Source organism: Zhongshania aliphaticivorans (assembly GCF_902705875.1).
Lineage (GTDB): Bacteria > Pseudomonadota > Gammaproteobacteria > Pseudomonadales > Spongiibacteraceae > Spongiibacter > Spongiibacter aliphaticivorans_A.
Genome location: NZ_CACSIK010000004.1, coordinates 108869 through 134378 on the forward strand (window position 1 = coordinate 108869; position 25510 = coordinate 134378).

The 25510-nt window shown below is 46.5% G+C and carries 22 protein-coding genes; 10 read left to right on the plus strand and 12 right to left on the minus strand.

All coding sequences use genetic code 11. From position 1 onward, the window contains the following. Positions 1-237: 237 nt before the first annotated feature. From AELLOGFF_RS17395 to AELLOGFF_RS17405, 3 genes are all read left to right on the plus strand, one after another. Positions 238-1155, plus strand: coding sequence for a response regulator receiver protein (locus AELLOGFF_RS17395; protein WP_159270275.1), 918 nt, complete (start codon positions 238-240; stop codon positions 1153-1155). Positions 1156-1398: 243 nt separating this feature from the next. Next, positions 1399-1659 (plus strand): hypothetical protein, encoded by a 261-nt coding sequence (locus AELLOGFF_RS17400; RefSeq protein WP_159270276.1) that lies wholly within the window; start codon positions 1399-1401, stop codon positions 1657-1659. 102 nt (positions 1660-1761) lie between these two features. Continuing rightward, positions 1762-2301: a hypothetical protein gene (locus AELLOGFF_RS17405; protein WP_159270277.1), complete on the plus strand. Its 540-nt coding sequence runs from the start codon at positions 1762-1764 to the stop codon at positions 2299-2301. Between the two features lie 248 nt (positions 2302-2549). Here AELLOGFF_RS17405 and AELLOGFF_RS17410 read toward each other — a convergent pair whose 3' ends face one another. After that, the gene (locus AELLOGFF_RS17410; protein WP_159270278.1) at positions 2550-4718 is read right to left on the minus strand and encodes a molybdopterin-containing oxidoreductase family protein; all 2169 of its coding nucleotides are present in this window, start codon (positions 4716-4718) and stop codon (positions 2550-2552) included. 376 nt (positions 4719-5094) lie between these two features. Between AELLOGFF_RS17410 and AELLOGFF_RS17415 the strand changes: the two genes are divergently transcribed. Further along, positions 5095-6648, plus strand: coding sequence for an AMP-binding protein (locus AELLOGFF_RS17415; protein ID WP_159270279.1), 1554 nt, complete (start codon positions 5095-5097; stop codon positions 6646-6648). Between the two features lie 151 nt (positions 6649-6799). On the opposite strand, the gene AELLOGFF_RS17420 is transcribed toward AELLOGFF_RS17415, so the two are convergent. The 5 genes from AELLOGFF_RS17420 to AELLOGFF_RS17440 form a co-directional block, all read right to left on the minus strand. Further along, complete coding sequence (locus AELLOGFF_RS17420; RefSeq protein ID WP_159270280.1) at positions 6800-7174, minus strand: hypothetical protein; 375 nt, start codon at positions 7172-7174, stop codon at positions 6800-6802. Between the two features lie 50 nt (positions 7175-7224). Then, complete coding sequence (locus AELLOGFF_RS17425) at positions 7225-8100, minus strand: dihydrodipicolinate synthase family protein (protein WP_159270281.1); 876 nt, start codon at positions 8098-8100, stop codon at positions 7225-7227. A gap of 167 nt (positions 8101-8267) precedes the next feature. Continuing rightward, positions 8268-10361 (minus strand): ATP-dependent DNA helicase RecG, encoded by a 2094-nt coding sequence (gene recG / locus AELLOGFF_RS17430; protein ID WP_159270282.1) that lies wholly within the window; start codon positions 10359-10361, stop codon positions 8268-8270. Further along, positions 10361-11284: a hydrogen peroxide-inducible genes activator gene (locus tag AELLOGFF_RS17435; protein ID WP_159270283.1), complete on the minus strand. Its 924-nt coding sequence runs from the start codon at positions 11282-11284 to the stop codon at positions 10361-10363. The genes recG and AELLOGFF_RS17435 overlap by 1 nt, the downstream gene beginning before the upstream one ends. A 96-nt stretch (positions 11285-11380) precedes the next feature. Next, positions 11381-12370, minus strand: a complete 990-nt coding sequence (locus AELLOGFF_RS17440; protein ID WP_159270284.1) for an NAD(P)H-quinone oxidoreductase — start codon at positions 12368-12370, stop codon at positions 11381-11383. A gap of 207 nt (positions 12371-12577) precedes the next feature. Here AELLOGFF_RS17440 and AELLOGFF_RS17445 point away from each other — a divergent pair, with 207 nt between their 5' ends. Then, entirely contained in the window at positions 12578-13444 is an 867-nt protein-coding gene (locus AELLOGFF_RS17445) for an NAD(P)H-binding protein (protein WP_159270285.1), read from the plus strand. A gap of 58 nt (positions 13445-13502) precedes the next feature. Here the strand turns inward: AELLOGFF_RS17445 and AELLOGFF_RS17450 are convergent, their stop codons facing one another. The 4 genes from AELLOGFF_RS17450 to gmk form a co-directional block, all read right to left on the minus strand. After that, positions 13503-13886: a RidA family protein gene (locus AELLOGFF_RS17450; RefSeq protein WP_159270286.1), complete on the minus strand. Its 384-nt coding sequence runs from the start codon at positions 13884-13886 to the stop codon at positions 13503-13505. 46 nt (positions 13887-13932) lie between these two features. Continuing rightward, positions 13933-16116, minus strand: coding sequence for a RelA/SpoT family protein (locus AELLOGFF_RS17455; RefSeq protein ID WP_159270287.1), 2184 nt, complete (start codon positions 16114-16116; stop codon positions 13933-13935). 23 nt (positions 16117-16139) lie between these two features. Next, on the minus strand, positions 16140-16403 hold the full coding sequence (gene rpoZ / locus AELLOGFF_RS17460; protein ID WP_159270288.1) for a DNA-directed RNA polymerase subunit omega: 264 nt from the start codon (positions 16401-16403) through the stop codon (positions 16140-16142). Positions 16404-16486: 83 nt separating this feature from the next. Then, positions 16487-17104, minus strand: coding sequence for a guanylate kinase (gmk, locus tag AELLOGFF_RS17465; protein WP_159270289.1), 618 nt, complete (start codon positions 17102-17104; stop codon positions 16487-16489). Between the two features lie 446 nt (positions 17105-17550). Between gmk and AELLOGFF_RS17470 the strand changes: the two genes are divergently transcribed. Both AELLOGFF_RS17470 and AELLOGFF_RS17475 read left to right on the plus strand, forming a co-directional pair. Beyond that, entirely contained in the window at positions 17551-17751 is a 201-nt protein-coding gene (locus AELLOGFF_RS17470; protein ID WP_235035680.1) for a hypothetical protein, read from the plus strand. Positions 17752-17874: 123 nt separating this feature from the next. Then, the gene (locus AELLOGFF_RS17475) at positions 17875-21015 is read left to right on the plus strand and encodes a DUF3427 domain-containing protein (protein ID WP_159270290.1); all 3141 of its coding nucleotides are present in this window, start codon (positions 17875-17877) and stop codon (positions 21013-21015) included. A 152-nt stretch (positions 21016-21167) separates the two neighbouring features. On the opposite strand, the gene AELLOGFF_RS17480 is transcribed toward AELLOGFF_RS17475, so the two are convergent. After that, positions 21168-22019 (minus strand): YicC/YloC family endoribonuclease, encoded by an 852-nt coding sequence (locus AELLOGFF_RS17480; protein ID WP_159270351.1) that lies wholly within the window; start codon positions 22017-22019, stop codon positions 21168-21170. Between the two features lie 260 nt (positions 22020-22279). On the opposite strand from AELLOGFF_RS17480, the gene rph reads away from it, so the two are divergent. Continuing rightward, positions 22280-23002 (plus strand): ribonuclease PH, encoded by a 723-nt coding sequence (rph, locus tag AELLOGFF_RS17485; RefSeq protein WP_159270291.1) that lies wholly within the window; start codon positions 22280-22282, stop codon positions 23000-23002. Positions 23003-23021: 19 nt separating this feature from the next. Here rph and AELLOGFF_RS17490 read toward each other — a convergent pair whose 3' ends face one another. Then, complete coding sequence (locus AELLOGFF_RS17490; RefSeq protein ID WP_159270292.1) at positions 23022-23804, minus strand: exodeoxyribonuclease III; 783 nt, start codon at positions 23802-23804, stop codon at positions 23022-23024. Between the two features lie 333 nt (positions 23805-24137). On the opposite strand from AELLOGFF_RS17490, the gene pyrE reads away from it, so the two are divergent. Further along, positions 24138-24791: an orotate phosphoribosyltransferase gene (gene pyrE / locus AELLOGFF_RS17495; RefSeq protein WP_159270293.1), complete on the plus strand. Its 654-nt coding sequence runs from the start codon at positions 24138-24140 to the stop codon at positions 24789-24791. An 11-nt stretch (positions 24792-24802) separates the two neighbouring features. After that, positions 24803-25498, plus strand: a complete 696-nt coding sequence (locus AELLOGFF_RS17500) for a hypothetical protein (RefSeq protein ID WP_159270294.1) — start codon at positions 24803-24805, stop codon at positions 25496-25498. The last annotated feature ends 12 nt before the right edge of the window (positions 25499-25510 follow it).

A 25510-nucleotide genomic window follows, 5' to 3' on the forward strand; every position in this document is an offset into this window, starting at 1 on the left:
GTTGATTTATTGAGTTATGGGTTTATGCTCAGGAGAAGGGATTTCAGAAAAAATAGAGGGAGCGAGTCTTGCTAACATCGATAACCAATTCCAAGAAATACATTCAAGCCATTGGTATAACTGGGTTTTTTGATGCCGTTCTAAATTTGATCCCCGAGATAGGGAGCCAAAGTGATATAAGGCCCCAGTCTTCATAGTAAAACTGTTATGTGATGCCGAGCTTCAAGGAGAATTGATTTGAAGTTAGCCGACGAAATCATAGAAATTCTGAGTTCTACTGATGGTGTTTTAACTGAAGCACTTATCAAGACCAAAGTCCTATTGCATAAAATCGGACACAAGGAATTGGTGGCGTGGGTAAATAAAGAGCTGAACGGATATGAGGGTGAAGACCAGCTCCCCGACTATAGGATAGTTCATGCGCAAGTATTGGTCTCTGCGACAAATGGTGCGTATGACGTAAATTCACATCCCGTTCCTATGGGCCATATTGATAAAAAGTATAGGGATTCTTGGGAGAGGAGAAGAACAACCCATTCTTTAGCCGTTATAGAAAATATTCTCAACTCAAGCACTGGAGATACGCTCCAAGTTCAAATCCCAATGGAGGCGAACGGGATGCTCGGCAAAGGTTTGGCAAATGGGTATATGGTTCAAAGGGCTTGGTCTGAAATTCCAGTTGCTGGAATGGCAAATATCCTCATGCAAGTACGGTCGAGATTGCTAGATTTTATTCTTGAGTTGAGCTCGGAATTTTCCGAGGCAAATTCTGATGAAGAAGTAAAAAAAGTGGCCGCCAACTTCGATGCATCAAATCTATTTAATAACGCAATATTCGGTGATAACGCAACGATTGTACTTGGCTCAGAAAATAACGCGAATATATCAAATGTGTTACTAAAAAACGATTTCGAGGGTCTCTCGGAGACACTTAAAACTCACGGCGTTTCAGATGGTGATGTTGCTTCGTTAAAGGAAGCAATTAATAGTGATTCAAGCCAAGTGGTTTCTTCAAAGAATGAGTTTGGCCCTGCAGTAAGGTCGTGGATGCAAAGCATGATGTCAAAAGCGATAGATGCAAGTTGGCAAATTGAGCTAGGTGTTGCTGGTAGCCTCTTGGCTACTGCATTAAATCACTATTATGGGTTGCTGTAGTCACATAACAAAGTGTTGTTGTCGCAGCGCAAAATGCAACGCTGCTGGGACGCCTTCGCTCGCGCTCTGGCGACCCAAAACACGGCGTTAGCAGTCAAGGAGTTAGAATTGAGTAATAGAGACTTTTTTAACATTACGGCCTTAGAGATTTTTCACCGTTGTTCTAATGAGTTTCCGGTGGAAGCTTCATTTACCGCGTAAGAAGTAGCGGACTTAGTAACGGGCTATTTTAATGTCGAGCAAATGGACATTAAAAAGTTGGAAGATATAGTTTGGGAAACAACCAGTTGGTTAGTTTCAGAAGGGTTTCTTCGCGATGTCGCTTCCAATGATCAATACATGTCTGTTGTTCTAACTCAAAAAGGGCTTAATGCAACAAATTCTGTCCCAAGTGTTATATCAGGAAAAAAATCATTCAACGAAGTTTTTGTTACTGGTTTATCTAACTTAAATCAAAATGTCGCAGCAGGCTTAATGGTTGAGTTTTTTAAAAATGGCAGCTAAAAAACATCATGGTGGGAATTTCATTCGCTGGCCTTTGGCCAAAAGCGCTCCTAAAATCCCCTTATGTTAAGCGTTAGGCTTCATGCAAGGATTTAATCAAATATGGAAAAAGTAGATCTTTATAAGCAATCAATAGGCAAGTTTATCTTCACTGAGTTCATAGTCTTCCTATCTCAGGTAGCTGTATTTTTTTCTGTCGCTGTTTTTACGTCCAATTTTTTAAGTTCTGAAGAGAAATTAGTCAGATTCTCTGAGCAAAAAATAAATGACGGTACTTTAGGAGAGCTAGGGCTTAACTTTGTCGCAATTCTTTTGGTAATTGGTTTCTTTTCAGCAATTGGCAGGGTCTTTGATAACAAATATGTAGAGTCCTACATAAACGAAATATTGTGTGAAATGCCAAAAACAATATATGTATTTGGCTCCAGTGCTACAGGAGTCATGGCAGCTATATCACTATTTATACACTTAAATCCGAATTCTAATTCTTCAGCGCAGGCACAAGGGTTTGCCGTAATGACTCTATTCTTTGCAATTATGATGTTTATATATGGCTGCGCATTTAGCTATGCGTTTAAACGAAAATCGCACATAAAATCATTGTCTAACAATTCAATCCAGCCGACCGCTGGCGTCGGCTGATTGAGGCGTTGAGGCTGTAGAATTACTCCTCTCACCGTCCGTTCGATGGATTGCTTCCTTCAATTTACCTTGGCAACTGTCCGCTCATTTACCTATGCAGTCGTCTATGACACACGACAAAAGCACTTTACTATAAGTTGGTCGTGCGCCATTTTTACCATAAGGTGTCTTAAGCGGACACTTTATAGGTGATTCGGCAGGCTAAGACTATTGCTACTTATTTTTAATCACAACCATCAGTTTTGTACTTAGGCGATGCTAGTCGCCTCAATCTTGACTTGCGTACCATTTAATCTTGGCACCCGCGATAAGGGGTCTACATCTTTATTTGATACCAAAATATTTCGGTTTACGCCGCCGTTGTAGGTCCCTTTTCCCGTTTTTGGATTAAAGGTGCGATAGCCCCAGCCGTGCTGCATGACGGCAACACCGGGGCGTACACTGTCAGATAAAGTGACTTTTGCGACGAGGTGATTGGTCGCTGAGCTTACGGTGACCTCTTGGCCATCGTTAACGCTAAAGCGTTCACCATCGAGGCGGTTAATTTCGATGCTACCCCCCGTTAGTTCGCGTTCCTTCATGCCTTCCATGCTGGTTTCCACAGACCAGGAATTCATCATTTTCATTTTTCGCAGGCCAATAAGCTGTAAGGGATACTCACTGGTGTCGGGCGGGGATTGTGTTAATCGTTCCGCTAGGGTGTTTATAAAGGCAGTCGGGGCCAGATTGACCTTGCCGTTTGCGGTGGTGAGTTTATTGAATAGCGTGCCGAAATTGGGCCTTGTTGATAGCTCACCCAAGCCATGTTCTGCGTTTTTGATATCCTTCCATTTGAACATGCCTCCCGATTTAATCAGCGGTCGGGATAGCCACAGTGGCGAGAATCCGTGGTGTTTATTTCCCGTAAGTTTGGCCAGTTTTATGCTGGCTTTAACAATGGGGTTTAGCCATTTTTTACCCATAATAAAGGGGGCGTTCATCGCCATGGCAAGATCACGTAAGAACTCCCATTCGTAGCGCATACCGTCAGGCAGGTTTACCGCAGCCCGAGTAAATTGGGCGCGTGGCGCAGGGCTTAGTGACTGTAATAAGGGGTTAATATCGTTTCGCTCTAGGAAGTGATCACCGGGAATAAGCCAGTCTGCATGGCGATGACTTTCGCGTTGAAATTGGTCAATGACAACAAGGCAGTCGAGTTGCGCAAGCGCGGCATCAAGCTTGTCGCCATCTGGGCCAGACACGACGGGGTTACCGCTATTCATAATAAGCGCGCGAATTTGGCCTATTCCGGGGGTGGTGATCTCGTCGGGAAGTTCAGCAAGACTGTGGGAGCCGGCGATGTTTTTGGTGCCACGTAGGCGGCTGATCGCCTCTGATTTGGGAAAGAGGGTGTCACCAGCGTCGAGAAAATCGAGCACGCCTGAACAGTAGTAAATACCGCCCTCGGTCTCTACTCGGTTGGTGATCAGGTTTAACACTTGTACTAACCACAGTCCCAATACACCGTTGCGGCCCAGGCTGACTCCGGTGCGACCAACAGCCATAGCGCGTGGTGCTTTGGCAAATTGTTCGGCAATACGGTTTATGGTGTCCAAGGAAATGTCACAGCGGAGGCTGAGATCGTTTAAATCTGCTTTTTGGGCGAGAGCCTTTATGGCGCCCAAGCCATCGAGCTTTTCAGGCTTAGATGTCTTATCCCAGCCATTGTCGAAGATAATCTTGATCATGGCCAATAGCAGTGCCCAATCAGATTCTGGCAGCGGGGTGATATGTTGGTTAGCTTTGGCCGCACATTCGGTGGTACGTGGGTCGACTACAACGACTTCGGCACCGGCTTTTTGTCGCGCAAGTACCCGCTTCCAGCCGTCGGGTGAATAGCTGATCCAGCACATACCACTCACTTGAGGGTTAGTGCCTATGAGCAGAAAGTAGTCGCAATAATCGATATCTGTTTGCAGGCCTACCCAAGGATTACCGTAGAGGTTTTCAGACACAACATGAAGGGCATTTTGGTCTATGGAGCCAACCCAGAACCGGTTTTCGGTGCCAATTGCATCAAGAAGCATGGTTTGAAATAAGGCGCTGCCAAAATTAAAGCCATTGGGGTTGCCGGTATAGCTGCCCAGTGCGTTGGCACCGTACTCGGCGGTAATTGCGCCAAAACGAGCGCTAATGTCGGCAATGGCCTCTTCGTAACTTGTTTCTACATACCGGTCGCCTATACGCTTCATTGGCGAGGTAATACGCTTGGGGTGGGTTAATGCGAGGTGGGATTTGGCCCCTTTAATACAATAATCTCGCCAGCTAAAGGCGTTATCTTTATCGGGCTCTATTTTAATGACCTGATTTTGCTCAGTACTTACCTTTAAGCCGCAGGCCTGCTCACAGATACCACATACGGTGTAACTGGTATTCATACACGTCTCCGACAGCATTATTGTTATTCGTCGTGATGTTCACGTTTGTCTATCTTAATGGCTTGCAAAATAGTGTCAACAGGAAATAGTTTCTTGTTTGTCTTTTTTGGCGGGGATGTTTTTGATGTATGAGGCTGGTACTAAGAGGGTTTTATTGATCAATCTAGGGGTAAAACAGTATGTTTTACTGCAATATGGTGGCAGTAAACTAGCTGGATTACTTGTACGAAGGTGGCGATGTCGCGTATCTTTTTTGGTCATATTAGGGCAATTAAGATCTGAACTGCATTTATCGTCATCTTATCGGTATCGGAAACAGCTCGTTTCTAGAAGCATATTGAATCGTGTTGCGGCAAAAATAAGATAGGCACTTTACATGAATGAATTACTGACGCAGTTACGTCGTACAGCCCACACTTTTGGCGAGCGAGTGGCACTCTCTGATAGAGATGGAAAATATACTTATTCGGGCTTGGTGACCGCTGTGGATAGCCTTGCTGAGGAGTTGAGTCAGCGAGGAATTAGTCGGGCCGCATTATTGGCAGATAATAGCCCGGCATGGGTCATTGCTGACCTTGCCTGCTTAAGAGCCGGCGTCACGCTGACGGCTATTCCCCATTTTTTCAGTGCCGAGCAGGTGGTAAATGCATTAAATAACTGTGCTGCTGAGGTTTTGATCAGTGACCGCGCTGCGAGTGATCCGCAATTGCGGGGGGTATTGTTCAGCGCGGGTGCTGTAACTGAATTTAAAAGTGTCGGTATGTTGCGAGGATTCCCGCTTACGGTGTCTGGTACCTCGACAATGCTGCCTATTAATACGGTAAAGATTGCTTATTCGTCTGGCTCGACGGGAGCGCCAAAGGGTGTTTGCCTATCTGTCGGAAATTTATACGGCACAGCTGAAGCCATCAATGATGCCCTAGCAAAGGTTTCGCTGAAAAAGCATATGGCAGTCCTGCCGCTGGCGACACTGCCAGAGAATATATCAGGAGTTTATGCAGCCTTGCTACGCGGTGCTGAAGTGGTAGTGCCGAGTTTGCAAAGTTTAGGTTGGGCCGCAGGCTCTGGTCTTGATATGAGCCTTTTCACCGATAGTATTAGCCTCTGGCAGCCTGATAGCCTTGTGATATTGCCACAAATCTTAAAAGAACTCATTGCGGTGGTCGAGCAAGGTGGCTGGGAGCCTCCGGTGTGTTTACGCTATGTGGCAGTTGGTGGTTTGCGAATATCATCGGATCATGTTCGCCAAGCACGGGATCTAGGTATACCCGTTTATGAAGGTTATAGCGTATCGGAATGTGGTTCTGTTGTTAGTTTGAATACTCCAGAGGCCGAGTGCCTAGGTTCGGCTGGTAAGATCTTGTCCCATCAGGTAGTAGATATTGTCGATGGCGAAGTGGTCATTAAGGGTAGCCTTTTCTTAGCTTATTTAGGTGGCGAGGCATTAGAGCCTGGTAAGGAATTTATGACAGGGGACCTCGGTGAAGTTGATGACGCTGGTTTTCTTTGGGTGAAAGGGAGAAAAACAAACTTGATTACGAGCAGTTATGGTCAAAAAATATCTCCAGAGTGGCCGGAGAGTGAGTTGCTTGCTTATGCTGGTGTAGCGCAGTGCGTAATAATTGGTGATGCTGAGGCCTATTGCAGTGCCTTGGTTTTTGTAAACCCCGGATATAGTTATGATGATATTGGGCGTTATATTCGTGAATGTAATCAACGCCTACCTGATTACGCACAAATCCGACGTTGGGCTGCATTGCCTAAGCGCCTAACGGCGGCGGATGGTTTGCTTACCGCCAGTGGCCGCTTACAGCGCGAAGCGATAGTTAGGGCCTACCCCGAATTGGTAGCGCATTGTTATCCTGGTATTGTCTATCCTATTGGTGGTGCTCAGCGCGCTTTTATTCCTTCAGAAAAGAGTGGTGATTGATTTGATAAAAATAATGACAAGAATTATTTTTTGAAATGTTTAATAAATTCATTCTAAGCCATGTATATATTTTTATAGCAGAATAAATTATTTTTTGAATTTTTCTATTTGTTAAAATAATTGTGGGTATTTCTAGGGTGAGATAGAAATATTATTTGTCCGAACTGATGTTTTCTTTAACGGTGTAGCGGAAAAAGACGGGGAAGGCGTTTTTAACAAAAACTTGTTGCTTCATCATGTGGCGCGCACTAACCCCCTTGCTTAATTGTATGACAACTCCTCGGGTATCTAAGCGATAAACTTCACCTTCAACTTCTTCGCTATCTTGATCATGAAATAAAATGTTGCCGCTAATTTTTTCACCTAGTGTCAGTGGTGCCTCAGGTTTATACGCTAATATAATGCCCAGCTCTGAGATTTCTAAAATACGGTAAGCCGTATCTTTATCTATCTGCAGAGGTGGTTGGGCAGCTTTCGGATAAGGTAAGCGAAAGAACCGGCGTAAATTATTAATTTTAGTTGTCATCTTTCCGTTTTACCGGAATTTTTTCGGTGTGTCGACAAAACGCGCTTAATTTATATAGGTATTTCTGCTGCACGCAATGCACGACGTAAGTTGGAGTAGTCGCTAGCTTGTGTTAGCACAGGTGGGTTTTCGCTTTCAGGTATGCAGCCCATCTCGACTAGCGCCCATTTAATAGGAATAGAGTTTGGATCTTCTAATAACGCTGAGTACAGTGTTTGAAGGTGAGCATCTAGGGCTTCTGCCGCTGCTGAATCGCCCGATTGGGTCAAGGTAAATAGTTTGTTAAGCAATACTGGGTTGACGTTGGCAGATATTGAAACACTACCACCGTATCCTGCTAAGAGTTGCTGGCAAGCACTTGCGTCATGGCCTGCGTAAAGGGTGAAATCTTGAGGCAGGTTTATCCCTAATAAAGTTGTGGCATCGCTGTTATCCATTGAGCCATCAATATAACCATTTATGCTGGATGATTGTGCCAGTTCAGCGATACTTTCGGGAGCCAGAAGATTATTAAGATTTGATTCAGCCCGAATAATGGCGGGGCATTGTGATGCTTTGGCTAAGGTCTGAAAATGTTCGATTAATTCGTTTTCAGAATAGGTTTTGTCTGTGGGCGCGGTGATCAATACTGCGCTGGCACCATATTCATTGGCAACGTCTGCTAGCTCAAAAGCATGATCGATGGTGTCACTACTTAAGTCGGCAATAATGGGTATGCGGCTGTCCGCTTGCCAGATAGCGCGACGCAGAAGCTCGGTGCGCTCTTCTGTATTCATATAAGCTGGGTGACCTGTGGAGCTACCAATAATCAGGGCGGTACTGCCGTTAGTTACATGCCAGTCCACCAAGATTTCCACCGTTTCATAATCTGGGGAGCCATCGGCATGGGTGGGTGTAATTAGGTCGACAATAATTCCATTAATCATGCTTTAAAGCCTTTTATTTTGAATGCAGGAATAAAGTATAGTCGTGAGAATAAGGCTTGTATAGTAAGTTGGCTGAGCTAAGTAAGATAGATTTTAAATGCGATATGTTGGTGCAAAAAATATTATTTTTGCTATTTTAGAGCACGCAGCAAATAGGTATAAAATACTTAGACAGAAGCATAAATTGTACGGTTGGACAACCATCGTTGTATGAGAGGTTTCACTCGTTCGGGGTGTTGTTGCATGATAATTTCTGCTTGCTGACGAACGCTATCTAGTAGTTCTGCGTCTCTTTGTAAATCCGCGATTTTAAACGTCATTAAACCAGTCTGCCGGGTGCCTAATACTTCGCCGGGGCCACGTAGTTGTAAATCTTGTTCTGCAATAACAAACCCATCAGTGCTGTCGCGTAACGCCGCTAATCGCTGTTTGCCGTTGCGGGACAGCGGTGATTGGTATAACAAAACGCAATAGCTTTGCCGACTACCACGGCCAACTCGACCGCGTAATTGGTGTAATTGGGCGAGCCCTAAGCGTTCCGCATTTTCGATGATCATCAGTGATGCATTGGGTACATCTACGCCCACTTCAATAACCGTCGTGGCCACCAATAAATGTAGTTTAGCCGCTTTGAATTCTGCCATGACGGCGGCTTTTTCTTTTGGCTTCATTCGGCCATGCACCAAACCGACCTTTAACTCTGGCAGTGTTTCTTTTAATAATTCCCAGCTAGATTCCGCTGCTTGGGCCTGAAGTTTGTCGGACTCTTCTATCAGTGTGCAAACCCAGTAGGCTTGTTGGCCGCTGGCGCAAACGGCGCGCAGGCGTTCCATTACATCGTCACGGCGGTCATTGGCTAGCACCACGGTATTCACCGGAGTACGTCCGGGAGGGAGCTCGTCGATAATCGAAGTGTCTAGATCAGCGTACGCGGTCATGGCCAAGGTGCGTGGGATCGGCGTGGCGGTCATAATTAATTGGTGTGGCTGACCAACATTGGCAGCGGCTTTTTGCTTTAGAGCGAGACGCTGATGAACACCAAAGCGGTGTTGTTCATCAATAATGACTAAACCCAATTTGGCAAATTCGACATCGTTTTGAAACAGGGCGTGGGTGCCAACGGCAACATGAGCTTCATGGCTGGCGATGGCATCACTTTGTAGCTGCCGCGCTTTTCCTTTTAGTTTGCCGGTAAGCCAGGCAACGTTGAGTTCTAATGGCTCAAACCATTGGCTAAAGTTTTGATAGTGTTGCTCTGCAAGAATCTCAGTAGGGGCCATGATGGCGACTTGATAGCCACTGCTTATGGCGCGTAGTGCCGCTAATGCCGCCACGGCAGTTTTACCGCTACCAACATCGCCCTGTACCAATCGCAGCATGGGAATTTGGCTGTGTAAGTCTTTGGCTATTTCTTTGGCGACACGTTGTTGAGCGCCGGTTAGGGTAAAGCCAAGTTGCGATAGAAATGTCTTTTGAAGTGCACTGGGGCCATTCAATGGTGGGGCACCAAAACGCTGGGTTTCTCTGCGCAATTCTTGCAGGGCAAGGTTATGGGCAAGAAGTTCTTCAAACGCAAGGCGTTGCTGGCTTGGGTGGCAACCGTCGTGTAATTGGCTTAATGACGCGTCAGTTGGCGGATGGTGTAAATAGCGTAAGGCGTCCGCTAAGGTCCAGTTATTTTTACTGATGTGTGACGGTAAGGCATTGCTAGGTAGCCACTCAGTGATGGGGTGCTGGTCTAAATACTGAAGGGCTTGATTACATAGTTTGCGCCAACTGGTTTGTGCAAAACCTTCGGTGCTGGGGTAAATGGGTGTTAGCCGTTCCTCAACGGCAATGGCGCTCCCGCTTTGAATAACTGTGTATTCGGGGTGATAAAATTCAAGGCCTCCGCTGCCACGCCTAGCCTCACCATAGCAGCGTATTTTGGTGCCAGGAATGAGCTGTGCTTTTTGTGCCGCATTAAAATGGAAAAAGCGTAGCGTGGTAGTGCCGGTATGATCTTGTAGTTTGCAAACCAAGCTGCGGCGGCGTCCAAATACAATATCTGACAGCAGTATGGTGCCTTCAAAGACGACATCGGCATTAAGTTGTAGCGCGGCTAATGGGGTTATACGGGTGCGGTCTTGGTAGCGTAAAGGCAGATGAAATAATAGGTCTTGCACACTAAAAATACTTAGTGCTGCTAGCTTCTCTTGTAAGCGCGGCCCCACTCCTTTAAGAGTGTTCACGCTAAGCTGGTGGAGTGCTTTGTTGGTCATTAGCTGCCGACCGACAACTGAGGCACGGCAGCTTTAATGGCTTTGCTGACAATATCTATGGCTTGGTGTCGAGGAAAGCTGGTACGCCAAGCCAAGGCCACGGTACGGGTTGGTGGGGTGGCGAAGGGGCGGGTGCATAATATGCCATCGCCATAGGGTGCAACCTGTGCCGCAGACCGCGGCAAAATAGTAATGCCGAGCTTAGATACCACCATATGCTTTAAGGTTTCGAGTGAGCTGCCCTCAACAACAGATTGTAACAGTCGGTCGCCATTGGCAAAGGTTTGCTGTAAGCCTGGGCAGGCCGCCATAACTTGATCACGAAAGCAGTGCCCTTCACCTAATAACAGGATATTTTCATGGATTAGATCATCGTGATGTAGCTCTGACTTGCTACTCAATGGGTGATCGTAGGGCAGTAATACCACAAAGGGTTCTTCGTAGAGTGCTTGTGTGACGACATCGGTTTCATTAAAAGGAAGTGCAACAATGATGGCGTCTAATTTGGATGAGCGTAATTTTTCTCGCAGTACCCCTGTTAAATTTTCTTCAATATACAGTGGCATATCGGGTGCATACTCTCTAATTAAAGGAATGCAGCGGGGGTACAGATAAGGTCCAACCGTATGAATGGCGCCAATAGCGAGGGGCGTGCCAAGCGGGTCTCGACCTTGATTGGCTAATTCGCGAATATGACTGGCTTGCTTGAGTACAACCTTCGCTTGCTGTACCACCTGCTTACCCACAGGTGTACTTTGGATTTTGCCGCGGCTGCGCTCAAAGAGTGAGATGCCCAAATCGTCTTCTAACTTTTTTATGGCGACGCTAAGCGTGGGCTGACTGACAAAACACTTTTCAGCAGCCCTTCCAAAATGACCAGTCTCTTGAAGGGCGATAATGTATTTTAACTCAGTTAGCGTCATTAATTATCCGATCTGTAATTGCGCCAACTATCTGGCGTGTTTTACTGCTGTTTTGATGCCCGTTGTTAATCGTATCTATTTTAGCGAGCATTAGGATTAAAACGTAACAACAATTTTCCCGACGTGGTCGCCGCTTTCCATGCGCTCATGGGCTTTGGTGATTTCTTCAAAGGTAAATACCGAATCAATAAGCGGCGAAAATTTGCCCTCGGCGATGAGTGGGTAAGCCTGCGCTTCAATTTCTGCCGCTATATTAGCTTTTTGCTCAGTGCTTTGAGCGCGAAGTGTTGATGCGGTAATGGTGAGTCTTTTCATCAATACGGGAACAAAATTTAACTCGGCATTAAAGCCGGTTTGAAAAGCAATAAAGACAATGCGGCCATCGTTGGCAGCGAGTTTAATATCTTTTTGTATATAGTCTCCACCCACCATATCTAAAATGACATCCATACCCTTGCCGGTGGGAATATCATGCAGAGCTGCAACAAAGTCATTGTCTTTATAGTTAACCGCTTTAATGGCGCCCAGTGCTTCACATGCACTGCATTTTTCAGCGCTGCCTGCGGTGGTATAAACATTGGCGCCTATGGCTTTGGCTAGCTGGATGGCCGTTGTCCCTATGCCGCTGCTGCCTCCGTGAACCAAGAAATTCTCACCTGATTTTAGCTTGCCGCGTTGAAAGACATTGTGCCAAACGGTAAATAAGGTTTCCGGTAGGGCAGCGGCATGGGTTATTGATACTCCCTTGGGAATTGGTAAGCACTGGGTGGCGGGAGCAACGGTATAGTCAGCGTAGCCACCACCGTTGCACAGTGCGCAGACCTTATCGCCGACTTTCCAGCGACTGACAGCTAGGCCAATGGCCACGATCTCTCCGGACACTTCTAGGCCTAAAACGGGGCTGGCATCTACAGGTGGTGGATATAAACCGTAGCGCTGCATAAGGTCTGGGCGGTTAATGCCCGCCGCGGTGACTTTTATTAGCACCTCGTTGGCAGCGGGTTTGGGCATGGCTTCTGATGCAATGCTCATACTGTGGTCGTCTTGATTAACATCAACGATACGGCGGGTAGCGGGTACAGTCATGTTGGTTCTTAACCTTATTGGGTGTGCGAAAAAATTTATAAAATAGTAGCTTGGTCTGTTATTGATAGCTGAGCCGATTCTGCAATTTACATTATCTTACCCTTACAATGGTAAGATTCGCACCGAGTAAAAGGAAGGAGCTTACTCAGTTTACGGTATAGATTATGACCGACTCAAAGCAGCATTCACAGCGAGAGAGACCAAACGATGGCTAAGAAAAAATCACTTTTAATTATTGGCTGTGGTGATATTGGCAATGGCTTGGCAGAAATTTACATGGCGCGTGATTGGCGCGTACAAGGTTTGCGCCGTCAAACGTCTAAGTTAGCTGATGGGGTTGAAGGCTTAGCTGCAGATGTTTGTGACCCTAGCACGCTATCAGCGCTCGGCCCGTTGCAAGCAGATTATGTGGTAATAACGTTAACTCCGGCAGGTGCCGGTGCAGAGGGGTATCGAGCGGTATTCGAAGACGGCTTAAATAGCTTGCTTGCTGCAATCAGTGAACCGCCCAAATTAGTGGTGTTCGTGTCCAGTACTGGAGTTTATGCCCAGGCCGAAAATGAATGGATAGACGAGCAAAGTGTAACGGAGCCTGACCGATACTCTGGGCAAAGCTTGTTGCGAGCAGAGCAGGCCATTGCAGCGACAGGCTGGCCCTATACCAATATTCGCTTTGGCGGAATTTACGGTAGTGGCCGTTTGCAAATGCTGAAGAAGGTTATAAGTGGTGATTGCGCGCCGGCAGAGCCACGGCATTACACCAATAGAATTCACCGCGATGACTGTGTTGGTTTTATAGGCCACTTAATCGACCGTGTTGAGGCCGGGAATGACGTTGCGCCTTGTTATCTTGGTGTAGATAACGAGCCAGCGAGTATTCAAGATGTACAAGCGTGGTTGGCCGCTGAATTGGCGGTAGAGTACGCAAGTAAAGGCCAGCCGATTACGCGTACGGGTAGTAAACGTTGTTCGAATAAGCGCTTATGCGATAGTGGTTATGTTTTGAAATACCCTACGTTTCGAGAAGGATTTTTACCGGTACTTGCCGAGTGGCGTGTGACCGAAGAGGCTTGATCAGCGCGGGCTAAATTAGATGGCTCCGCGCTTTAATAGTAAGGAAGTGCTAAGCCCTTTACAGGGCTAGAATGACTTCGACTTCAATCATCGCATTGCGTGGCAACGCGGCAACTTGCACGCAGGCGCGAGCGGGATAAGGTTGCTCAAAGAACTGAGCCATGACGTCGTTAACCTGCGCAAACACACCTAAATCAGTGAGTGAAATATTGACTTTGGCGGCGTCATTTAAGGTGCCACCAGCGGCAGATGCAACGGCAGATAAATTCTTAAATACTTGGGTGGCTTGTTCGGTAATACCACCCTCTATCATTTCCATGGTGGCGGGAATAAGTGGAATTTGGCCAGATAAATACACCGTGTTGCCTACCTTAACGGCTTGCGAATAGGTGCCAATCGCCTGAGGTGCATTGCTGCTTGAAATGATTTCTTTATTACTCACAAGAGTGTCCTTTAATAAGCGGCTAAAAGGGTCGAATAGCGCAGTGTTAATTCCGTTCTCTGGTCACTTTAATCACTGCTGGAATATTGCGGATTCGGCGCATGACATTGGCCAAATGCACGCGTGATCTAACGCCAACTATCAGGTGAATACTGCTGATTTTTGGGTTTTCATCTTCAACGCTGATCTTTTCTATACTGCCGTCAGCGCCATTCACTCGCGTTGCCAGTACAGCAATAATGCCGCGCTGTTTGGTGATCTCAATTTTCATTTCTACTGAGAAATCTCGATCGATACTCTCTGCCCAGCTCAGTGGTACAACACGCTCTGGTTGGCTGCTGAGCTCAATGCTGTTGTGGCAGTTTTCGCAATGCACCACAACGCCTTTTTCAGAGCTGATAATGCCGACAATATGGTCGCCGGGTATGGGGTAGCAACAGCGTGCAAAGTTAACCAGAAAACCTTCCGTGCCGTGTATCACCATTGATTGTCTAGTCAGCGGCGCGCGGAGTTTTTCGTCGTCGTCGCGAATCTCATCACGCAGGTTAACTAGCTGCCGAGCTGTTAAATAAGCAACGCGGTTACCCATGCCAATTTGCTCATAAATATTATCGGTAGACTTGGCGTGGGTGGAGTCGACAAGCTGATTTAAATATTTGTCGGGGATCGCAGCGAGATCTTCATCCATGCTGGCAAGGGCGCGTTCCAACATGCGTCGACCAAGGGTAAGCGCTTCTGTTTTGCGCTGATGCTTAAGGTAATGGCGAATACCGGTGCGGGCTTTTGCCGTTACCACAAAGTGCAGCCAAGCCGGATTGGGTTGGGCGCCAGGTGTGGTAATAACCTCTACCGTTTGGCCGCTTTGCAGCGTTTCTGACAGCGGTGCTAAACGGCGGTTTATCCTGCAAGCCACACAGCTATTACCAATATCGCTGTGTACAGAATACGCAAAATCAACCGCAGTGGCGCCAGCGGGTAATTCCATAATGTCGCCACGAGGAGTGAAGACATACACTTCGTCAGGGAATAAATCGATTTTGACGTTTTCGATAAATTCCAGCGAATCACCGGCGCGTTCCTGCATTTCTAAAAGGCCTTGTACCCATTGACGGGCGCGGGCATGGCTAGAGTTGCGCTTGGGCTCTTGCTCATTAGATTTGTATAGCCAGTGAGCGGCAATGCCGTTATTGGCCATTTCTTCCATTTCTTGGGTGCGAATTTGAATTTCAATCGGCACGCCTTCCAAGCCAAACAAGACAGTGTGCAAAGACTGGTAGCCGTTTGCCTTGGGAATGGCGATATAGTCTTTAAACTGCCCCGGCACGGGTTTGTATAAGCCGTGAACACAGCCCAATACCCGATAGCAGGAGTCAACGGAATCAACAACAATACGGAATGCGTAGAGATCCATAATCTCTTTTAGCGATTTCCGTTTATTGCGCATTTTGGTGTAAATGCTAAATAAATGTTTTTCGCGGCCAATCACATTGGCATTGTGGCCTTCTTCAGTAAGGCAATTTTCAATGTTTTCACGAATACTGGAAATGGCTTTTTTACGATTGCCAAAGCGTGTGCTAATGGATTTGCGAATACGTCGAGCGCGCATGGGATGCATCGACATAAAGCCTAAATCTTCAAATTCAACACGAATATTATGCATACCCAAGCGCTGGGCTATGGGCGCATAAATTTCCAGTGTTTCACGGGCAATACGGCGGCGCTTATCAGGGGGCATGGCGCCCAAGGTGCGCATATTGTGCAGTCGGTCGGCTAGCTTTACCAAGATAACGCGAATGTCTTTGGCCATCGCCAAAGCCATTTTTTGAAAGTTTTCGGCCTGTTGCTCAGCTTTAGATTGAAACTCAATACGGGTCAGCTTAGAAACGCCATCAACCAGTTCGGCGACCACATCGCCAAATTGATTGCTCAAGCCCTGTTTGGTGACGCTGGTATCTTCAATGACGTCATGGAGCATTGCCGCCATAAGGCTTTGAGCGTCCATGTGCATTTCAGCAAGAATGGTGGCAACGGCCAGAGGGTGCGTTACGTATGGCTCGCCACTTCGGCGGTTTTGGCCTTCGTGGGCTTGCTCGGCGTAATAGTAGGCGCGCCGAACCTGATTAACCTGTTCGGTGGCGAGATAGTCAGAGAGAGATTTTGCTAGGGCGTCAATTGATCCTGCAGGCACATTTTTGCTTGGGCTAGGATTAAAAAAACTGTATTGATGCATTGGCGCCCCTGTTAGACGCAGAATTACAGTGCTGCGGCGCCTAACTCAGCGCTGAGGTCCAGCTCTGGTTCTTCTACGGCGGCGTTGGCGGCCATCACTTCTTCGCGAGTAATTTTGCCATCGGCAAGCTCACGTAAAGCAAGTACTGTTGGCTTATCGCCTTCTTCAGGTACTAGCGCGTCTTTTCCGCCAGTGGCAATTGCGCGAGCACGTTTGCTTGCTACCATTACTAATTCAAAGCGGTTATCGACGGCTTCAAGGCAGTCTTCAACAGTAATTCGGGCCATGATGTATATCCTGCGTACTAAATAAAATCAGCGCACAAATTGTGCGCTGTCAATTAACTAACAGTCTAACAAATAGCTGGCGCTTATGACAGTAGTGCAGAAAGTAAAGCTTGGTGACGTAATTGCTGATTGGCAAGGGTGAGGCGGTGGCTGCGAATAATCGCGCCTAAGTCAGCTAGGGCAGTGTCGAAATCGTCGTTAATTACCACATAGTCACTCTCAACATAATGTGACATTTCCGCAACAGCAGCATCCATGCGCCGTTGAATGACGGTGTCGTCGTCTTGGCCTCTGCCGGTTAATCGTTCATTAAGCGCCTCTTTAGAGGGGGGCATAATAAAAATAGCGACGGTCTTGGGCATTAAATGCTTCACTTGCTGGGCACCCTGCCAGTCTATCTCCAGAATCACATCCTCCCCAGCGGCGAGTTGCGACTCAACCCACTGTTGTGACGTGCCATAGAAATTATCAAATACCTGCGCGTGCTCAAGAAAAGCCGCTTTATCTAGCATTGCCTGAAAATCGCTATGGGAGACAAAGTGATAATTAACACCATCTTGCTCGCCAGGTCGCATAGCGCGAGTAGTGTGAGAAACTGAAACCCCAAGCTTGGGCGTACAATCTAGCAACTTGGCAACCAAGCTGGTTTTACCCGCGCCAGACGGGGCTGAAATGGTGTAGAGCGTACCTTGACTGAGCATAGCGAAGGGGCGTCCTTTGTTATCGTGTTCGCAATGGAATGGCGTTAAGCAGCTTAGCGATTATACGGTTTGATCGTAAGGGCGTCACGGCCTATCAACTAACACGCTTAGGCATGGCAGTATTTGTTGTTGTAGTGAGCATGGGGGTAAGTCTATTTGATGCTTTGGATCTAAGCGGTCTAGACCCTAACAGGTGCAATAGGATTACAGGGTGTTACCCAATTCAGTAAAAACGCATGGGCGAGTAGCCAAGTCTGAGCTTTTAGGCGCGGAAAAGTGCGAAGTTTTACATTTTTAAGCGCATAAAAGTGTATTTTGGCGGTTTCTGGCACTCAGTTGCTCGTAGCATCCACCGAACTCTCCAGCGGTACATGATATGCCTCAATACTGGATATTAATCCTATTTCGATCATAAAAATGGGAATATAGTCCCTTTGGTTGGTGTTATGGCAAAGTGTGATTTACACAATATGCTGTTTTCAAAGCAGCGAAAAATTCTCGTCCATTTAGGTGAGGACTTTTTATTAGCTATGAAGCAACGTGGTTTTACTAAAAAGCTATTGTGTGAGCGAACTGACTTTGATCATAAAACCGTAAACAAAGTCTTCGCAGGTGATCCGGGGATTACTATTGGCACTTATTTGTAGATCATGGCCGTATGGGAAAGTACAACCTATAAGCGAAGTAAAATTCACTACGTCGATTAGCGATGAAATAGCAATATCAATCGATGTTGCTATTAATCCAGCCATTAGTATAAAAGGGAAAGTATGCAACAGGTCGGGATTTACGAACAGCTAATAACAGAGCTAATTTCAAGCAGGATAGATCGTGAGCATTTTTATGTTGGCGAGCGAGAGTTAAATGGTAGTGAAGCATCAATCTGGTTATCACGTTTTTTATCACATATTCTTGAATACGCTATAGACTCTGTTCATGCTGGCGATGACCGTCTCCAACAACAAATTAAACTATCGAATGAATTATTACTTTGGTTAAAGACACAGATTCAAGATAAAGACTTTATTGACGATAATTTACTTGCTAGCCAAGGTAAGATCCTAACGGCATTGTATGAGCTAGAAAACCCCGTTTCTGCTGATCTAAAGAACTATATTAAAGACATTTTTCCTTTAACCGGATTGACACAAAGCGAACTTTTTTGTGGCAGTAACGCCGGATTGTCGCTTGAATCTGAGCTAAAAAGGGAAATTTTATCGGCGGATAAAATATATTGGTTAGTCTCTTTTATTAAGTGGGCGGGGATTCGGATATTTCGTAAAGAGCTTGATGAATTTACATCAAGCGGCCGTGAGTTAAAAATCATAACGACTTCTTATATGGGTGCTACTGACGCTAAAGCCGTTGAGTATTTGGCGAGATTACCTAATACCGAAGTCAAGCTAAGCTATAACACCGAGCGCGAGCGCTTACATGCAAAAAGCTATTTGTTTTTGCGCGATACTGGCTTCCATACAGGTTATATAGGTTCGTCAAATCTTTCCCATTCTGCCCTGACTAATGGCTTAGAGTGGAATTTAAAAATCACCTCCCAAGAAATTCCACATATTATTAGTAAATCATTGAGCACATTTGAAACCTACTGGGCGTCAAATGATTTTGAGATATTTAATGGGGATGCCAAAAGTACTGAAAAACTAAATCGAGCGTTGAGGCAACAGCGTGGAAGCTATGAGCAAGAAGCTACACACTTTTTTGATATAACACCGTTCCCACATCAAAGTGAAATATTAGAGCAGCTTGCAGTGGAGAGAAGTATTCATCGGCGATTTCGCAATTTGGTTGTGGCAGCGACGGGCACGGGAAAAACGCTTATCTCTGCCTTTGATTTTGCTAATGTTCTGAGAAAAAAGCCGGATGCAACTTTCCTGTTTGTGGCCCACCGTGAAGAAATTTTGAAGCAAGCAAGGTCCGCTTACCGAGGCGTGTTACGTAATAGTACTTTTGGTGAGCTGTGGGTTGGAGGTCATACACCAGACCATTATCGTCAGCTTTTTGTTTCAATTCAGACCCTTAATAATCAACTAGAGAAACTGACCTTAACCGCAGATTATTACGACTACATAGTTATGGATGAGGTACATCATATTGCAGCAGATAGTTATCGAGCGGTGCTAGCACATTTTTCACCTTCAATATTGTTAGGCCTCACAGCCACCCCAGAGCGTCATGATGGCGGCGATATTCTGGCTGATTTTGGTGGGGTTGTTGCGGCGGAAATCCGTTTGCCGGAAGCGATTAATCGTCGTCATCTTTGTCCGTTCCAATATTTTGCTATTGATGATGATACTGACTTACGAGCTGTTTCATGGAGTCGGGGACGTTATGATATTGCTCAATTAACTAAGCTTTATACTTATAATCAGGCGCGCTTTGATAAGATTCTCTTGAGCTTACGCGACATCATCACCGATATAACGGACATGAAGGCGCTTGCATTTTGTGTGAGTAGAGAGCACGCACAATACATGACAAAACAGTTTTTGCTGAAAGGGGTAAAAGCCGATGTGCTGACCAGTGATAACAGCAATGAGCGTCAGCGAAAGCAGCAAGCGATTCGTTCAGGCTCAATCAATGTTCTTTGTGTGGTGGATATATTTAATGAGGGCGTCGATATTCCAGAGGTTGATACCTTGTTGTTTCTACGCCCGACAGAAAGTTTAACTGTCTTCTTGCAACAGCTTGGTCGAGGTTTACGATTAGCTGATGACAAAGAGTGTTGTACGGTTCTAGACTTTGTTGGTAATTCTCGCCCTGAGTACGACTTTGCCAACAAATTTAGAGCATTGGTGGGTAAGGGGCCTCGGGCGATCAGTGATGAGATCAAGCAAGGTTTTCCTCATGCACCACTTGGTTGTCGTATTGAGCTAACTAAACGGACTCAAGAAATAGTTCTGAGTAATATTCGTCAAGCGTCGCTAACGTTGAATCGGCTGGTAGCTATGATTCGACAATACCCCCAGCATTCAACATTGCCACTAACTTTGGCGAACTTCTTATTGCAGCATCCTCATATTGACCTGAATGAGCTTTATAAACGGGGAAGTTGGATGGAGCTTGTTAAGCAAGCGCAAGATCAAGTCAATGAAAGTACGCCAGATGAAAATCTATTAAAAATGCTCAAAAAGGCAGTCCACAATCGTATTTTGACTTGTGATGACCACATCTACTTAAACTTCTTAAAGCAACTTTGCCAAGCCGATTTTTTAGTAGCGGATGTTGCTCATCGGTATGCCTTGATGTGCCATTACGACTTTTGGCAGAAACCTGGTGTAGAGAGTGGTTTCGATTCGATTGTTCAGAGTCTTGCTGCCCTAAACTCTCTGGGTATAAAGGCAGAATTACTAGATATGCTTAATTGGCAGCTTGCACAAACTAAGCATGAGCAGGCAATGATGGATAATTTGCCTGATGTACCTTTGAGGCTTCATGCTCGTTATGTTCGTGAACAGATATTAGTAGCATTTGGTGCGACGACGTTTGAACGACAGTCGCCAGCACGTGAAGGTGTGCTGGTGATCAAAGATCAAAATATTGAGTTGATGTTTGTCACCTTGAATAAAAATGAAAAGCAATTTTCACCTACCACTATGTACCACGATTACGCGATCAATGAAGAGCTTTTCCATTGGCAATCTCAGAATAGCGCGAGACCTGATAAAGGGCGTGGTAAAGATTATATTCAACATAAAGACGTTGGAAAGCGTCTATTTCTATTTGTGCGCGAGCAATCCAAAGATGAATATGGGCGCACAATGGGCTTCGTCAACTATGGCGAAGTCGACTATGTGTCTCATACCGGTTCTCAGCCGATGAACATTACATGGAAACTCAAAATTCCGATGCCACATTTTATGTGGCAACAAGCGGCCAAGTTGGCGGTAGGATAGGTTTGTTTATGATGTAATAACTACTAGTAACGGGTCTCTGTAAATCGAATTGGGCGAGGAAAATAAAAAAGCCCTACATTTACAGGCTCTTCACCGGCAACACAGGGCTTCTTGGTCATTTTCGGTATACCGATTTTCTTACTTGTCGAAATCTATTCAATATTCTGGATCTGCTCTCGCATCTGTTCTATCAGTACTTTGAGTTCAACGGCGGCCTGGGTGCTTTCGGCAACCACCGCTTTTGATGATAGGGTGTTGGCTTCGCGGTTGAGTTCTTGCATAAAGAAGTCGAGTCGACGGCCGTTGGCGCCACCTTTTTTAAGGACACGTCTTACTTCTGTGACGTGGGTGTCTAGCCGGTCAAGTTCTTCGTCTACGTCAGCTTTTTGAGCAATGAGTGCTACTTCGGCTTCGAGGCGGCTAGGGTCGAGTTCGGTATTAAGGTCGGCGATACGTTGCTGAAGTTTGTCGCGTTGGGCTATGACGATAACGGGCATCTTCTCGCGAATGTCAGCCACGATTTTATTTATGGATTCTAGGCGCTGTTCGATAAGGCCAGCCAGTGCTTCACCTTCGCGTTGGCGGGTGGCGAGGTGTTCATCCAGTGCATTGCGAAAGCCTTCTAGCAATTGTTTGCTGAGGGTGTCGTTGTCGAGGCTTTGCGGCTCGAGTACGCCGGGCCAGCGCAGTAGTTCTAATATATTGACGGGTGCAGTGTGTGCTATGTGGGCTTTGAGCCCATTGGCGGCCTCTAATATTTGGCTTGCGAGTTTGTCATTAAGTTGAAGAGACTGTTCTTGGTTTTGCAGTTGAACGCGTAAAGCGCATTCTACTTTACCGCGTTGCAGTGCTTTGCGCAGCGCATCGCGAAGGCTGGGTTCTAGCTGTCGCCAGTTTTCAGGTAGTTTGAATGAGAGCTCTAAATAGCGGTGGTTAACGGATCGTATTTCCCATGTGACGCTGCCCCAGGAATATTCAAAGCGCTGGTGCGCAAAGGCGGTCATACTGCTGGTAGTCAAAGGATTCCCCTGCTTTTATTAACGTTTAGGTGAGTAGTGTAAGCCGAAATGACCTGTGAAGGCGAAGCGTTCAGGTCAAAATTTGCTGTGTGTGAACTGGGTGCAGTGATGGTTTGGTGTTCGGCTTTTTATATTTTGCGTTATTACCGAGAGGCGCTGTTCCAATTTTTGGGTTCTTTGTGGGAGTTTTAACCAGTTGTTGGCGGCTAAAGGTTATACTGTTGGCTTCAGATAAGGAGAAGTTTATGACTGTAGTCCGGCCGAGCGAGCGAGCTTACGACGAGAAGCGCGCTGTGCGCATAACCCGCAATTTTACCTGCCATGCCGAGGGTTCTGTTTTAATTGAAATGGGCAATACCAAGGTGATTTGTACTGCCTCCGTACAGAATAGTGTACCGGGCTTTTTACGCGGTAAGGGCCAGGGTTGGGTGACGGCGGAATACGGTATGTTGCCGCGCTCTACGGGCAGCCGTATGGATCGCGAGGCGGCGCGAGGTAAGCAAAGTGGCCGTACCCAAGAAATTCAGCGCTTGATTGGTCGTTCTTTACGCGCGGCGATCGACCTTAATATGCTGGGTGAGAACACCATTTATTTAGATTGTGATGTTATTCAGGCTGACGGCGGTACTCGCACGGCATCGATTACCGGTGCCTATATTGCGCTGGCTGAGGCGGTTGGCAAATTACGCGCCGATGGCTTGATTGATGATAATCCACTCCAGCAACAGGTGGCAGCTATTTCAGTGGGTGTGTACCAGGGCGTGCCGGTTTTAGATTTGGATTATGCCGAAGACTCTACCGCAGAAACCGATATGAACGTGGTAATGGATGATAACAATGGCGTTATTGAGGTTCAGGGCACGGCAGAGGGTGCCACATTTAGCCGTGATGAAATGAACGCAATGATGGATTTGGCTGAGAAAGGAATTGCTGAGCTGGTTGCAGCACAGCGTGAGGCACTAGCCTAGCGTGGGCTGATAGAGAGCCCTAGAAAGGGCTCTCTGGTAGTTCAAAATCATAGTCCATGATCAGCGGTGCGTGTTTGCCAAATTGTTGGACTTTATAAATGGCACCGTATTCTACCCGTGGAGTGATGTGTTCTGAGGTGATCTGCATGTCTACGCGCCAGCCGTTGCTGCCGGGTTCGCCGTCAGGCCACCAACTAAACTCGTCGGCATCATTGTTTACCAGGCGGAAGGCATCAGCGTAATGTTGCTCGCGGAACAGTCTATCAAGCCATTGTTGCTCTTCTGCTAAGCTGCCGGGTTTGCCGTGATTGCCCCTCACATCTTGAATGTCGATGGCGCGGTGGGCGATATTCCAGTTGCCGCAAATAATAAAGTCACGGCGCTTGTTACGCACTTTGGTTAGGTGATTTAGATATTGCTCAAAAAACTGATTTTTACGAATTAATCCGGCGCTATCACCTTCGTCGGCAGTGGGGGCAAGCAAGCTGCCAATGCTGATGTTGTCGAAGTCGGCTTGGATGTAAAGGCCATCCATGTCGAAGTCTAAAAACCCTAGACCGGTCATAATAGCTTTGGGTAAGTTGCGACAATAAATAGCAACGCCATTATGTTTGCCGTCGGCAGCATCAAAGAAGTAGGGGTTATAGTCGCGGGGGAAATAAACGTCATCGCGGAGTTTATACTCGGCAATGCCAATATTTTGGATGCAAATTATGTCTGCATCTTGCTTGGTGACCCAGTCAAAAAAGCCTTTTTTAGCAGCATCTACAATGCTGTCAGCGCAAAAGCTGATGATTCTCATGTGTTTCCTATCGCGTCGATAATAGCCGGTGGGTTGGCTAAAAGATTGCAGTCGCCGAACTGGCGGGGCCAGCCCTAGATGCGTAAATACTTTAAAATTAGCGTGTGCTGGATTTTAGGTATAACTAAGTGGTTAGACTACAATGAAACCCCAGCGACAACAATCGCAGCGGTTAATATCTACCAAAAAACTCCTTATTTTTTAGTCCTGACGTGTGTAGATCAGCACATTTGTACGCACTTTGCGTCAAATCTACGGTTTTTAGTAGTAGCAACCTAAAACACCCGCGTAAAATGGCAAGTTGAAACGATCATCGAAATTTTGAGGGTAAAGATGAGTATCCAAGAGTACCAGCAACAATTTATCAAACAAGCCATTGCCAGTGAGGCACTTTGTTTTGGTGAATACACACTTAAATCTGGTCGTGTAAGCCCGTATTTTTTCAATGCAGGCCGATTCTACAGCGGCGTAGCGCTGGCAGCCTTGGGGCGCTGCTACGCGGATGCGATTGTGGCGTCGGGTGTCCAGTTTGATGTCTTATTTGGCCCTGCGTATAAGGGGATATCGCTGGCGGCGGTAACGGCATGTGCTTTGGCCGATCACCATCAGCGCGATGTGCCCTATGCCTATAACCGTAAAGAGAAAAAAGATCACGGTGAAGGTGGCAGTCTTGTTGGCGCGCCCTTGCAGGGTAAAGTGCTGATTATTGATGATGTGATTACTGCCGGCACAGCGATTCGCGAAGCTATTGCGATGATTGAGCTTGCCGGTGCCAATGTTGCTGGTGTGGCTATTGGCTTAGACCGACAAGAGCGTGGCCAGGGTGAGCGTTCTGCAATTCAAGAATTAGAGCAAGATGCATCTTTAGCGGTTATTAGTATTGTTGGTTTGAATGATATTGTTGATTATTTGTCGACTGCAGCGAGTGATCAGGCTTTGGTGGCGCGTATTAATGCGTATCGAGATCGATACGGTGTTGAGGTATAAGTGCATGAGGCATGTTGTACAAAAAAAATGATTGGGAGTGGATAGGTGTCGTGGCTGTGAGTCCATGGGCGGTATTGGTTGTGTTGCTATGTGCGGGGGCGTCTGAGGTGTCTGCGCAAGCGCTCTATTACCGCTACCCCAACGCTGATGGCACTGTTGTTATTGATAGCAGTGTGCCACCAGAGGCGGTGCCCAGAGGTTATGACGTCATTCGTATAGATGGCTCCGTGGTAAAAACAGTGGCGCCCAAGTTGAGTGAGGCCGAGAGTCAGGCGCGCGCTCAGGAACTGGAAATTGCGGCTGCAAGGGCAGAGGCCGAAGAAAAAATACGTAAATGGGATGAGTCTTTGCTGCTGCGCTATAGCAGCGCTCAAGATATTGAAGTTGCCAAAGTGCGCGCGCTAAATGATATTAAAGTGCGCGTATCCATTTTGAAAAGTAATTTAACCACCATCAAGCAGCAGATCTTAAAAAATCAAAGTGAAGCGGCAGAACTGGAGCGGCGAGGCCAAGTTGTGCCGAGTGAGCTTGTCGACACCTTGGCGTCATTGCGACGTGAGGTGACAACAACAGAGCAGCATATCAATGGTCGCCTTGTGGAGCTGGAGGAAACCACCAGTAATTACGAGCGAGATAAAGCGCGTTTCCAGCATTTGCAGAGCCGAGCCGAACAGCGGCTACGCTACTACTCACCAAATAATAAGTAAGCGGCGGGTATT